Genomic DNA, 12,780 nt, shown 5'->3' with positions numbered 1-12,780 from the left:
ATTTCGTGACACACCCACAATCCGTGAAAATTCTGGTTATATCAGATTATGTGATTTTCGTAAGAATTTTATATTGTCTCCAATCATGGTAGTCTCCTTTTACTTGATAAAACTATTATAACATTTAGAAATTAAAAACTGGTTCAAAATCAATAGGATGTGTGTATTCGATACATTCAATAAATTCTTGGAAACAGTTCTACACCAGTTACACAAATCTATATACACCTATCTCATTCAAAATAAAAAGAAAGCTGCAGTTCTTTTAATCCTGTATCAACGATTCATTCTGAAATCGAATAGGAGACATTTCCCAAGTCTACAATTCACTTCATCTCAAATTAATTTTTGTAATTCACCCTTAGTTTATAGATTTTATACTCAACAAAAGTATAAAGCATACAAAACTTCACTTTGAACCAGTATTTATACTATATTCCGTATTAAAAATTCTATTATTGGTTTTGTAAAAAACAGTCTTCAAATATCCTGAAATATAGCAAAAAGAGATTGGGTAAAAACTCATTGTCTCTTCTCACTCAAGGACTAAGTTTACTTGAGCAAACTGAATCCGCACTATCGTTCCTTTTCCAACCTCAGACTCGATACGAATCTGGTGCCCCAGTTCTTCAGAAATTTTCTTAGATAGATAGAGGCCAAGTCCAGATGACTGCTGAGTTAGGCGTCCATTATATCCTGAGAAGCCACGTTCAAAGACTCGGAGGACATCACTGTTTTTTATCCCGATTCCCGTATCCTTGATACAGAGTTCCTGGCCTTCCATATAAATCTCCAGACCACCTTCCTTGGTGTACTTGAGACTATTTGAGATAATTTGTTCAATGACCACTAGTAACCACTTCTTATCCGTCACAATTTCTTTATCAAGGTCATATAGGTTGACATTTAGGCCTTTTTGAATAAAGAAAAGAGCATATTTACGAATTATTTCCTTGACCAAGTCCTCAATTTGCACCTGCTTCAAGACCAAATCATCATGGAAACTTTCTAAACGCAGGTACTGTAAAACTAGATTGGTATAGGAATCAATCTTGAAAATTTCCTGTTCTAATTGCTGCTTCAGTTGGCGGTCGGCTACTTCTGCAACTAAGAGTTGACTGGCTGCAATGGGGGTCTTAATCTGATGGACCCACAAGGTATAGTAATCCAGTAAATCCGTCAGTTTTCTTTCTGAATCTGATCTCTGCTGATAAAGTTCCATCTCACGCGCTTCTAATTTTTCTGCTAAAACTCTTTCCAAAGGAGACTGAGCTTCCCTCTCCCCATAGAGAATTTCCTGACGATATACCTGCATTTCTACCAATATGTCCCAAGCGAAAAATAAAATGGTTACAAAGCAACACAAGAGGAAAAAGTAGAGAAAGTAAGTTCCTAAACTTGCAAATAAAAACTGAAAGAGCAAAACCAGAAATGCCAAAGCAAGCAGATAGACAAACAGACGACTACGGGAACGCAGATAGGCTAGAAAAAATTGTTTCCAATCAAGCATGCTTCAGTCCGTACCCTATTCCTTTCTTGGTCTCGATAAATCCTACCAAGCCCTGCTCTTCCAACTTTTTACGCAATCGAGCCACATTAACAGAGAGGGTATTATCATCAATGAAAAAGTCACTATTCCAAAGTTCCCGCATCAGGTCATCACGCGCTACAATATTTCCTGCGTGTTCAAATAAAACTCGTAAAATTTGAAACTCATTCTTGGTCAAATTCAAGACTTGCCCTTGATAATGTAAATCCATGGATTTGGTATTGAGGATCACACCAGCATATTCCAGTAAACTCTCGTCACGCCCAAACTCATATGAACGTCGCAACAAGCCCTGAACTTTGGCTAAAAGAACCTGCTGGTCAAAAGGCTTGGTCACAAAGTCATCCGCCCCCATATTGATTGCCATGACAATATCCATAGCCTGGTCTCTCGAAGACAGAAACATGATGGGGACCTTGGAAATCTTGCGAATTTCCTGACACCAGTGATAGCCATTAAACAAGGGCAAACCAATATCCATGAGAACCAGATGAGGTTCCGACTGAACAAATAGACTCAAAACTTCCATAAAGTCTTCTACCAGAACCACTTCAAATCCCCATTCAGAGAGCATTTTTCCGACTTGTTGACGAATAACCTGATCATCTTCTACTAATAAAATCTTGTGCATGCGCTCCTCCTTTTCTATTATTATAACAGATTTTTCAATGCTAGAAGATCTGAAACTGAATTTGAAATAGCTTGTTTTTAGCCAACAAAGTGAAATAATCCTACTAGCTAATTTGAGGGAAATTTGATAAGATAAATAAAAAGAAAGGAGTTCTTATGGCCAATATTTTTGACTATCTGAAAGATGTCACACACGATTCCTTTTACGACCTTCCTTTAAATGAATTAGATACTCTAGCCTTAACAGAAATCACCTACCTCTCCTTTGATAATCTGGTTTCCACAAGTCCTCAGCGACTTTTAGACCTGGCTCCTCAGGTTCCAAGAGAGTCTGACATGTTGACCAGCAAAAATCGCCTCCAGCTATTGGATGAGCTATCTCAACACAAGCGCTTCAAAAATTGCAAACTCTCCCACTTTATCAACGACATAGACCCTGAACTACAAAAACAATTTGCGGCTATGACCTACCGCCTCAATCTCGATACCTATCTGATTGTCTTTCGTGGGACAGATGACAGCATCATTGGCTGGAAGGAAGATTTCCACCTGACCTATATGAAGGAAATTCCTGCTCAAAAGCATGCCCTCCGCTATTTAAAGAACTTTTTTGCCCAACATCCTAAGCAAAAGGTCATTCTGGCTGGGCATTCCAAGGGAGGAAATTTAGCCATCTATGCGGCTAGTCAAATTGAGAAAAGCTCGCAAGATCAGATTACAGCAGTTTATACCTTTGATGCGCCTGGTCTCCATAAAAAACTGACACAAACCGAGGGCTATCAAAGGATAATGGATAAAACCAAGGTCTTCATTCCACAAGGTTCCATCATCGGTATGATGTTGGAAATTCCGGCCCACCAAATCATCGTGCACAGTACTGCCTTAGGTGGTATCGCCCAGCACGATACCTTTAGTTGGCAGATTGAAGACAAGCACTTCGTCCAACTAGATAAAACCAACAGTGATAGCCAACAAGTTGACACAACCATCAAGGAGTGGGTGGCCACAGTCTCTGACGAAGAACTCCAGCTCTACTTCGACCTCTTCTTTGGCACCATTATTGATGCTGGTATTAGCTCCATTAATGACCTGTCTTCCTTAAAGGCGCTTGAACACATTCATCATCTCTTTGTCCAAGCTCAATCTCTCACTCCAGAAGAAAGGGAAACCATGGGACGCCTCACCCAGTTATTGATTGATACCCGTTACCAAGCATGGAAAAATAGATAGTACCTTTCAAAAATCAAATGTATATAAAACAAAAGACCTAGAATACATACTTTCATGTGCATTCTAAGTCTTTTTAAATAAAATCTAACTACCAAATAATTCCTTTATAGGCTACCAAAATGATAATTAACAGCGGGACATAAAAGGCAAGGAAGAGCCATTTCATCTTGACACAGAGGGCCACGTACTCCCGAATAAAAGCAGATGGTATATAGTAGCCTGCCGTCCTACATCCGAGGCCATCTCCCTTCATATTGAGCTTACGAGCATAAGTACTGGTACGAAAAACATGATAGTCATTTGTAACAAAGAGAAATTGAGGTTTGGCTACCAGTTTCTCACCAAGTTCCTTAGAAAAGAGAAGGTTCTCGTAGGTAGTCCTTGATTGATCCTCCAGAATAATCGCATCTTGGGGAACATCTGTCTCTTCAAGCAGATAGTTTGTAATGGCCTGCGCTTCAGAAATCTTCTCATCTCCTCCTTGACCACCACTGGCTATGATTTTGATATGAGGATTCTTAGAATTGTGGTAAGCTTCTACCGCTTTATCAATTCTGCGTTTCAGCAGAGGGGTCACCTTTTCCCCGTCCAACAAACCTGCACCATGAATGATGATAAAATCATAATGCTTCTTCTTGGGAATAAAGAGATACAAGATAGAGTACAACATAAAACCCACAAAAGCAAAACCAAAAATAAAGTAAGAATAAGCAATAAATGCAAATAAAATGTTTAGAAAGTGATTGGTGTAAAATAATTCATTTCTATCACCCAATCGAAATGACATCAAGGCAAAAAATAGCAAAATGACTATTCCAAGGAGCATGGAGAGATAATTAGCCTTTGAACGTCCCTCTCGCTTCAGCAGGATAAGGCCATTATAGATTAAAAAGATGCCACCTAGAAAAATCAGTATCGGAAGTAAAATAAAGGAAAATATAAAAAAAGCGAAATGAATCTTCTCATACCCATTTTGATAAAAAAGGTAGCCTAAATAAAAATAACTAGAAATGAGGGATAATAAGAATAATACTGGATTCCACAAACTCCTATTATCCTTCCAAAATGACACTACAAAGGCTAATAGAATTCCTATAACGAGATACATGTCTTCCTCCTTTTATGAGTTCATTCTATCATAATTATCCAAAGAAAAAAAGAGGGCATCTATCCCTCTCAATCCTTCATTTGACTCTCTGCATCGGCTACGACCTGTTCTAGACTGGTCTGACCAAGCTCAGCCTCCATAGCCAGCTGGATTCTCTCCAATTTTTGATCCAAAACATCATGAATATGAGCTCCAACTGGGCAATTTGGATTTGGATTGTCATGGAAACTGAAGAGTTGGCCTGTCTTACCAAGACATTCGACCGCTTGATAAACATCTAAAAGACTAATGTCTTTGAGATCCTTAACAATCTCTGTTCCGCCTGTTCCGCGCGCTACTGAAATCAGTTCAGCCTTCTTCAACTGGGACAAGGTCTTTCTGATAATGACAGGATTGACCCCGACACTAGCAGCCAGAAAATCACTGGTCACCTTGCTTTCCTTCCCCTTGAGGGCAATGATTATCAGCATATGAGTCGCAATGGTAAATCTACTTGGAATTTGCATACTCTTCTCCTTTTTACGAGGCTAGCCTACCTCTACTCTTCTCTTTCTTTTATTATACCCTTTTTGGTTGTAATGTCAATTATTACCACTTTTCAACCAAGCATCTAATTCCCTATCATAGCCCTCTTTCTGGGCCAATTCTCTCAGAAATTCCTGATGATGAGTATGGTGGATACCATTGACTAGACTTTCATAATAAACCTCAAAATAGGGAAGTTTGAGGTCTTTAGCCAACTGCAATTCAGCTGCCACATCGTAGTCCACCCGTCGGAAGTCCATATCTACCAAGCCCTTGTCATCAAACTCCAAAATCATATACTGGGCCCGCAAGTCCTTCCGCAACTGGGCATCTAGAAAGAAAGGTTGACCAATCGAACCCGGATTGACAATCAATTGTCCACCAGTCCCGTAACGAAGCAACTGCTGGTGAATATGACCATAAACAGCAATATCACAAGGCGGATTGGTCACCAAGCGGTCAAAATCCTCTTGTTCTCCAGTGTGAATCAACTCTCTCCCCCAGTTCTTATCAGGAAGATGATGGCTAATTCCCACCGTCAAATCCCCAAACTGACGATGAATCTGGAGAGGTTGATTGTGGAGCAGTTCAATTTCTTCTAGGGAAATTTCCTCTAAAACATACTGACACTGGCGCAAGAGATAGCGTTGACTGGGACGAGTACTATCCAATTCCTTGCGGACACCATGCCACAAACTGTCTTCCCAGTTTCCCAAAACTCTAGCCGTAATCGGTAGTTGAGCCAACAAGTCCAAAATCCTTCTACGCCCTGTCCCTGGCATGAGAATGTCTCCCAAAAGCCAGTATTCATCCACTCCTAGCTGCCGCGCATCTGCTAAAACTGCCTCTAAAGCAGTGGTATTACCATGAATATCTGAAAGAAGAGCTATTTTCGTCATATCCATCTCCTCGTTTTTTCTCTTGCAATAAGTATAACATAAAAAGTCACAGCTAGAGAAATCTAGCTTTTTTTGATATACTAGATATAGATATTAGACAAGAGGAAGCGAATGACCCCGAATAAAGAAGACTATCTAAAATGTATTTATGAAATTGGCATAGATTTGCATAAAATCACCAACAAGGAAATTGCGGCTCGCATGCAAGTCTCTCCCCCTGCCGTAACTGAAATGATTAAACGGATGAAGAGCGAAAACCTCATCCTTAAGGACAAGGAATGTGGCTATCTACTGACTGACCTCGGCCTCAAATTGGTCTCTGAGCTCTATCGTAAGCATCGCTTGATTGAAGTTTTTCTAGTCCATCATTTAGACTATACAAGTGACCAGATTCACGAGGAAGCTGAGGTCTTGGAACATACTGTCTCTGACCTGTTCGTGGAAAGACTGGATAAATTGCTAGGATTTCCCAAGACCTGTCCTCATGGAGGAACTATTCCTGTCAAGGGAGAACTCTTAGTTGAAATCAATAACCTGCCACTAGCTGATATCAAGGAAGCTGGCGCCTACCGCCTGACTCGGGTGCACGATAGTTTTGACATTCTCCATTATCTGGATAAGCACTCACTTCGCATCGGTGATCCGCTCCAAGTCAAGCAGTTTGATGGCTTCAGTAACACCTTTACTATCCTTAGTAAAGACGAGGATTTACAAGTGAATATGGACATTGCAAAACAACTCTATGTCGAGAAAATCAACTAATTTCTCAAGTCCCCCAACCAACCCTGAAAGTTTTATTTTCAGGGTTTTATTTCTATCATTTGATTTTGCTTTCATTTAATTGTAGAATATTTGTAAAAAAAAAGAAAGATAGTTTAAACTATGAAAAAATCACTAAAAATTTTTGCTACATCTAAATGGTTTGACCTCTTCGGGGTTGCTTTAGTCGTTGGGATTGCGATTGCATCTGGTTACCTCAACTCCCGTCTCGATAAATTCGTAGACTGGGGACCATGGACAGCTCTTGTACCCTTTGGATTGATTTCCGTAACCAACGTTGGGATTTCCATGTTGTCCACTCGTTTCACGGGGAAATTAAGCAAATGGGGAAATTACTTTGGTATTGTTAATACCATTTTGTCCGGTGCTATTGATTATATCCTTGGAAATAAGGCGGCTATTATCACCTATCCCGTCACCTTCCTCATTTATACCTTTGCTATTAAGAAATGGGAAGCTTCGCAAGAAGGCAGACCCAACCAAATGAGCCAAAAACAGCTAAAATTGGCGGCCATCATCATTTCCATCATCGCCTTCCTCTTTGCCTTTGTGGCCAACTATATCGGCTATGGAGGAAAGATGAATCTCCTTGCCTACGTAACAACTATTGCCTTTGCACTGTCCCTCATTGCAAATGCTTTTAACGCATTGAAACTAACAACTCAGTGGGGCTTTTGGTTGATTTACAATTTCGTTCAGCTGACAAAAGCTGGTATTCAAGGAAATTTTGCCAATATCGGAAAATACATCTTTTATATCCTCAATGCAATCGGAGCTTTATTTGTCTGGAATGATGAAGAAGTGGAACAATAGGAGGAAACTCAAATAAAGAAATCTATCAGAATCTCCTTACTAAAATTTTTTATCATTTTACTTGTAACTTCCATTCGTTTGGAGTAAAATGAAGCTAGATAAAAGAGGGAGGTCTTGTCATGAGAAAACTCTATAGAATCCATTTTACAACAATTGCAGTCATCGATTTGCTACTATTCGCATTTTTTAGCAAAAGACCCGAGACATCTTTGGAGTGGCTCTTGCTCTCTGGTTTTATTTTCCTCCTTACTCAAGGACTCCTGTTATTTCGCTTGGTTGTCCGACTCAAACATCAATTCGCTGAGATTTATCCTCAAATCAATAAAAAGATTCGCTTCTACTATTTAGGGATTCTCTCCATTGATTTTCTATTTTTTGTCCTTTTAACCTTCGTTAGTTCTCAGCGTTTTCTCTCTCTTATGCCAATCATCACTGCTTGCCATTCTACTTTATATTATATGACGGCCGACTACCTAAGAGACAACTATCCAGACTTTTACGACAAACACATCACTTTATGGGAGTGCCTATAAGGAGAAGGAGGCTTTAGCATGAAAAAAATCATCTACATCAAAACCATTGAGCTCCTTGTCATTGATGGAATCATGCTGGCATTCTTGACATTTAAAGAGGGACTTACTTGGGATTGGATTTTGATTTATAGCGGTTGGCTCATTTTCTTTCATCCTGTGCTATTGACCTATCTTTCCAACCAACTTTGTGACCACTTTAGTCACCTCTATTCCCAGATTAGACCGAGATTCTGGCGTTTTACCTTACAAATCCTTCTATGGGATAGCCTGATCATTCTCTCCTTGCTGTTTTTAAGTGGTATGCCACTTTTCCTTCAGGGAACTCTCCTCATCCTAGGACACCTCATCCCTTCCTATCGCATAAGCCAAAGCCTGAAAAGAGACTTCCCAAAAGCCTATCAGGAACTGATTTCATTTTGGAGTATTTTATGATAGATAAGAAAAACCAAGCCGGCTGGGCTTGGTCTTTCTTATCTATTTTTAGTATCAAGGATAATGGTGACTGGTCCGTCATTGACCAGCTCAACCTGCATATCCGCTCCAAAAATACCTGTCTGAACGGGCACTTCTTGCGCTAGTTTTTGATTGAAAGTATCATAGAAGTCTGATGCCCTATCAGGCTTGGCTGCACCTGTAAAGGCTGGACGATTGCCTTTCTTAGTATCCGCAAAGAGGGTAAACTGAGAAATAGAAAGGATTTCTCCTTCAATATCTTTGACAGACAGGTTCATCTTGCCTTCTGCGTCTGAAAAAATCCGCATGTTGACAAGCTTTCTCACAGCATAGTCCAAATCTTCCTCTTGGTCCTCTGGTCCAACACCAACCAGCAATAGGAGCCCCTGATTGATTTTTCCCTGAACCTGACCTTCGATACTCACTTGGGCTTTTGTAACCCGTTGGATAATGATTTTCATAATAGCCTTTCTAGTAAGAGCTAGGGCAATTAGCCGTTGGTCCGTTTGACAGAATAGACTTCTGGCACACTCTTAATCTTGTCCACGACTGAAGTCAGTGTCGAGAGGTTGGCAATGCCGAAGGACACATGGATATTAGCAAATTTCATATCCTTGGTTGGTTGGGCGTTGACCGTTGAAATATTCTTGGTTGTGTTTGAAAGAACTTGCAGTACATCGTTCAACAGTCCTGTACGGTTGAGGCCGTAAATATCGATATGGGCCATATACTCCTTATTTGAGCTAGAGTACTGGTCTTCCCACTCCACATCAAGGAGACGTTGCTCGTAGTTTTCTTGGGCACGCAGGTTCATACAGTCCACACGGTGAATAGCTACACCACGACCCTTGGTAATGTAGCCGACAATATCGTCACCAGGAACAGGATTACAACACTTGGCAATCCGCACTAGGAGACCTGAGGCACCTTCAATGACCACTCCACCCTCATGCTTAACCTTGAGGGTTTCTTTGTTTTCAACCTTGATCTCGCCACCTTTGACAAGCTCTTCTGCTTCCGCCTTGGCCTTGGCACGTTCTTCCTCACGACGTTCTTTTTCAGTCAGACGGTTAAAGACAGTAATAGCTCCAATTTCTCCAAAACCAATAGCCGCAAAAAGGGATTCTTCTGTCTTGTAGCTGGTCTTTTGCAGAACTTGATCCATATGACGCTTGTCCATGAATTTATTGGCCACATAACCATTTTCTTGAAACTGAGCCATCAGCATCTCACGACCCTTATTGACAGACAATTCCTTATCTTGGTTTTTAAAGAACTGACGAATCTTGTTGCGGGCCTTGCTGGTCTTGACCATATTGAGCCAATCACGGCTAGGTCCAAAGGAGTTCGGGTTGGTGACAATTTCAACCTGATCCCCTGTCTTGAGCTTGGTCGTCAGTGGAACCATACGGCCATTGACCTTAGCACCAGTTGCTTTTTCCCCAACTTTTGTATGGATTTCATAGGCAAAGTCAATCGGTCCTGAATCTTTTGGAAGTGAACGGACAGCTCCATCTGGGGTAAAGACATAAATCTCCTCAGCCAGGTAGTTTTCCTTAACTGAATCTACAAATTCCTTGGCATCATCAGCCTGATCTTGGAGTTCCATCATCTCCTTGATCCAGTTCATCCCAATAGCTGATTCCTTGCTGTTAACCTGCCCCTTGATGCCCTTCTTATAAGCCCAGTGAGCCGCAACCCCGTACTCAGCCACTTCGTGCATTTCCTTGGTCCGAATCTGGAATTCGATTGGCCCTTTTGGTCCATAAACAGTCGTATGGATAGACTGATAACCATTGGCCTTGCGGTTAGCGATATAGTCTTTGAAACGACCTGGCATTGGTTTCCAAAGTTCATGCACATAACCAAGCATGGCATAAACATCACTTTGGGTATCCAAAATACAACGAATGGCAATCAGGTCATAGATTTCCTCAAAACGTTTTCTCTTATCCTGCATTTTGCGGAAAATCGAGTAAATATGCTTGGGACGACCGTAAATCTTTCCATTTAGATGACGATCTGTCGTATATTCCTCTAATTTTGTGACCACCTCATCCACCAAGGCTTCACGCTCTCTGCGTTTTTCCTTCATCATATGGGTAATCTTGTAAAACTCCGTAGGATTGAGATAACGGAAAGACAGGTCTTCCAATTCCCATTTGACGCTAGAAATCCCCAGACGGTGAGCAAGAGGTGCATATATTTCCATTGTTTCTTTGGAAATGCGCTCCTGCTTGTCTTTTCGAAGGTGTTTAAGCGTCCGCATATTGTGCAAGCGGTCAGAAAGTTTGACTAAGATAACACGGATGTCCTCAGACATGGCCATGAGCATCTTGCGATGATTTTCTGCCAACTGCTCCTCGTGAGACTTGTACTTAACTTTACCGAGCTTGGTAACTCCATCGACAATCACGCGCACATCAGGACCAAACTCCCTTTCCAAATCGTCCAAGGTCGCATCAGTATCCTCCACCACATCATGCAAGAAACCACAAGCAACCGTTACAGCATCCAGCTTGAGCTTAGCTAAAATACCTGCCACTTGGATGGGGTGAATGATATAAGGCTCACCTGATTTACGATATTGACCACAATGGCATTCCACCGCATAGACCAAAGCCTTATGGACAAAAGCCACATCCTCTTCCGTTAAATATTCTTTGGTTAAAGCGACAACTTCTTCGCCTGTTAAATTCACTTCTTTCGGCATCTCTACTCTCCAATTCTTCCTACCATTTTATCACTTTTTTAAGAAGACGTCATTTTACAAAGGAGTATCCTATGAAAAAAATTGTACTAACACTATTAGGAGCTACTGCTCTATCTATTGCCGTTCCAATCAATGCTGCTGAAACCAATACAACAAATAACTTTGAAGGTCCTCGTTATGAGCGTATATATTCTCATCGTTATAGTAAAACAGTAACAAGATACTATAACGATGATGGTTACATCCCACCAACTATCTACTATTCAGAATATAATGATAGTTTCCAATCAACCTTCAAAGGAACACTTGAAATAGATAGTGTACGAAGATCAAACGGTGGAACTCGTGTCACATACACTGGTACCTTGACTGGATTTTGGAATTAAAATCCTCAAGATACTTTCTTTTATCCTTTAGTTTATAAGGAGAACACCTATGAAAAAAACTGCTATTTCTATCTTTGCTCTCCTAGTGTTAGGAGCTAGCTGCCTGTTCCTATTCAGCCAGCAAGGCTATAAAAAAACAGTCGTTCAATACTATGCTAACGATCAGAACCTGCCCAATAGGATAAGTTATAGTGAATATAGCGACAAACGAGAAGCCAACTACGGTGGCACTCTAAACATCACATCTATCAAACAAGCTAATGACGGAGTTTATGCAACCTATGAAGGGCAATTGACACCTCTCCAATATTGATAAATTGATAACCAGCCTGTCTTCATCTAGTCATGCTGGTTTTTAAGTTCATTCTAAATTCTTACCTATTTTTCCCAACTGTGCTATACTTAATTTAGTACATTCTTTGAGATTGGAGTCAATATGAAAATCCATAAAACCGTGAATCCTGTTGCCTATGAAAACACCTATTACCTAGAAGGCGAAAAGTACCTCATCGTTGTTGATCCTGGTAGCCATTGGGAAGCCATTCGTCAGACCATCGAGAACATCAACAAACCGATCTGCGCCATTCTATTGACCCACGCCCATTATGACCATATCATGAGTCTGGACTTGGTTCGCGAGACTTTTGGCAATCCTCCTGTCTATATCGCAGAGAGTGAAGCCAGCTGGCTCTATACTCCTATCGATAACCTCTCTGGTCTCCCTCGTCATGATGATATGGCAGATGTGATCGCAGAACCTGCTGAACACACCTTTGTTTTTCATAAGGAATACCAACTGGAGGAATTTCGTTTCACTGTCTTGCCAACACCAGGTCACTCTATCGGTGGTGTTTCTATCGTCTTCCCTAATGCTCACCTAGTCTTGACAGGAGATGCTCTTTTCCGTGAAACAATCGGACGGACGGATCTTCCGACTGGTAGCATGGAGCAACTCCTTCATAGTATCCAGACCCAACTCTTCACCCTATCAAACTATGATGTCTATCCAGGGCATGGTCCAGCTACGACCATCGCCCATGAAAAGACCTTCAATCCTTTTTTCTAGCAAGATAATAACAATTAAGTAAACTATCCAGCAAGTCTTTCCATTATAAAAGGCATCCAATCAAGTTTTCGAACCTGATTGGATGCCTTTTTCTG

General features: G+C 40.9%; 15 protein-coding genes. 8 read left to right on the top strand and 7 right to left on the bottom strand.

Annotated features, from left to right (window positions below; all coding sequences use genetic code 11):
• Positions 1–535 precede the first annotated feature (535 nt).
• On the bottom strand, positions 536–1,510 hold the full coding sequence (locus O3664_RS00475; RefSeq protein ID WP_261051731.1) for a HAMP domain-containing histidine kinase: 975 nt from the start codon (positions 1,508–1,510) through the stop codon (positions 536–538).
• A complete protein-coding gene (locus O3664_RS00470; protein ID WP_000548991.1) occupies positions 1,503–2,180 on the bottom strand; it encodes a response regulator transcription factor in 678 nt (225 codons plus the stop codon). Before O3664_RS00470 ends, O3664_RS00475 begins: the two co-directional genes overlap by 8 nt.
• A gap of 155 nt (positions 2,181–2,335) precedes the next feature.
• Between O3664_RS00470 and O3664_RS00465 the strand changes: the two genes are divergently transcribed.
• Positions 2,336–3,409 (top strand): DUF2974 domain-containing protein, encoded by a 1,074-nt coding sequence (locus O3664_RS00465; RefSeq protein ID WP_371613467.1) that lies wholly within the window; start codon positions 2,336–2,338, stop codon positions 3,407–3,409.
• Positions 3,410–3,497: 88 nt separating this feature from the next.
• Here the strand turns inward: O3664_RS00465 and O3664_RS00460 are convergent, their stop codons facing one another.
• From O3664_RS00460 to O3664_RS00450, 3 genes are all read right to left on the bottom strand, one after another.
• Positions 3,498–4,517: a YdcF family protein gene (locus tag O3664_RS00460; RefSeq protein ID WP_000281597.1), complete on the bottom strand. Its 1,020-nt coding sequence runs from the start codon at positions 4,515–4,517 to the stop codon at positions 3,498–3,500.
• 68 nt (positions 4,518–4,585) lie between these two features.
• Entirely contained in the window at positions 4,586–5,023 is a 438-nt protein-coding gene (locus O3664_RS00455) for an Rrf2 family transcriptional regulator (RefSeq protein WP_001166795.1), read from the bottom strand.
• Positions 5,024–5,098: 75 nt separating this feature from the next.
• Positions 5,099–5,941 carry a metallophosphoesterase gene (locus tag O3664_RS00450; RefSeq protein ID WP_371613466.1) on the bottom strand — a complete coding sequence of 281 codons (843 nt, stop codon included), beginning with the start codon at positions 5,939–5,941 and terminating at the stop codon, positions 5,099–5,101.
• A 111-nt stretch (positions 5,942–6,052) separates the two neighbouring features.
• Between O3664_RS00450 and O3664_RS00445 the strand changes: the two genes are divergently transcribed.
• From O3664_RS00445 to O3664_RS00430, 4 genes are all read left to right on the top strand, one after another.
• Positions 6,053–6,703 (top strand): metal-dependent transcriptional regulator, encoded by a 651-nt coding sequence (locus O3664_RS00445; protein ID WP_000188514.1) that lies wholly within the window; start codon positions 6,053–6,055, stop codon positions 6,701–6,703.
• Between the two features lie 120 nt (positions 6,704–6,823).
• Positions 6,824–7,534: a nicotinamide mononucleotide transporter gene (locus O3664_RS00440; protein ID WP_265487122.1), complete on the top strand. Its 711-nt coding sequence runs from the start codon at positions 6,824–6,826 to the stop codon at positions 7,532–7,534.
• A gap of 119 nt (positions 7,535–7,653) precedes the next feature.
• Complete coding sequence (locus O3664_RS00435) at positions 7,654–8,067, top strand: hypothetical protein (protein ID WP_023946194.1); 414 nt, start codon at positions 7,654–7,656, stop codon at positions 8,065–8,067.
• 18 nt (positions 8,068–8,085) lie between these two features.
• Positions 8,086–8,499, top strand: coding sequence for a hypothetical protein (locus O3664_RS00430; RefSeq protein WP_371613465.1), 414 nt, complete (start codon positions 8,086–8,088; stop codon positions 8,497–8,499).
• A gap of 38 nt (positions 8,500–8,537) precedes the next feature.
• Here the strand turns inward: O3664_RS00430 and dtd are convergent, their stop codons facing one another.
• Both dtd and O3664_RS00420 read right to left on the bottom strand, forming a co-directional pair.
• Positions 8,538–8,981 carry a D-aminoacyl-tRNA deacylase gene (dtd, locus tag O3664_RS00425; RefSeq protein WP_049544844.1) on the bottom strand — a complete coding sequence of 148 codons (444 nt, stop codon included), beginning with the start codon at positions 8,979–8,981 and terminating at the stop codon, positions 8,538–8,540.
• A 29-nt stretch (positions 8,982–9,010) separates the two neighbouring features.
• A complete protein-coding gene (locus O3664_RS00420) occupies positions 9,011–11,233 on the bottom strand; it encodes a bifunctional (p)ppGpp synthetase/guanosine-3',5'-bis(diphosphate) 3'-pyrophosphohydrolase (protein ID WP_371613464.1) in 2,223 nt (740 codons plus the stop codon).
• Positions 11,234–11,304: 71 nt separating this feature from the next.
• Here O3664_RS00420 and O3664_RS00415 point away from each other — a divergent pair, with 71 nt between their 5' ends.
• The 3 genes from O3664_RS00415 to O3664_RS00405 all read left to right on the top strand — a co-directional run bounded on the left by O3664_RS00415 (position 11,305) and on the right by O3664_RS00405 (position 12,685).
• Complete coding sequence (locus tag O3664_RS00415; RefSeq protein ID WP_000725073.1) at positions 11,305–11,619, top strand: hypothetical protein; 315 nt, start codon at positions 11,305–11,307, stop codon at positions 11,617–11,619.
• Between the two features lie 85 nt (positions 11,620–11,704).
• The gene (locus O3664_RS00410; RefSeq protein WP_324254387.1) at positions 11,705–11,932 is read left to right on the top strand and encodes a hypothetical protein; all 228 of its coding nucleotides are present in this window, start codon (positions 11,705–11,707) and stop codon (positions 11,930–11,932) included.
• 123 nt (positions 11,933–12,055) lie between these two features.
• On the top strand, positions 12,056–12,685 hold the full coding sequence (locus O3664_RS00405; RefSeq protein WP_371613463.1) for an MBL fold metallo-hydrolase: 630 nt from the start codon (positions 12,056–12,058) through the stop codon (positions 12,683–12,685).
• The last annotated feature ends 95 nt before the right edge of the window (positions 12,686–12,780 follow it).

This window comes from Streptococcus sp. 27098_8_109 (assembly GCF_041432295.1).
GTDB lineage: Bacteria > Bacillota > Bacilli > Lactobacillales > Streptococcaceae > Streptococcus.
Note: the sequence above shows the minus strand (reverse complement) of the source record. Positions and strands in the feature narration are given on the sequence as shown.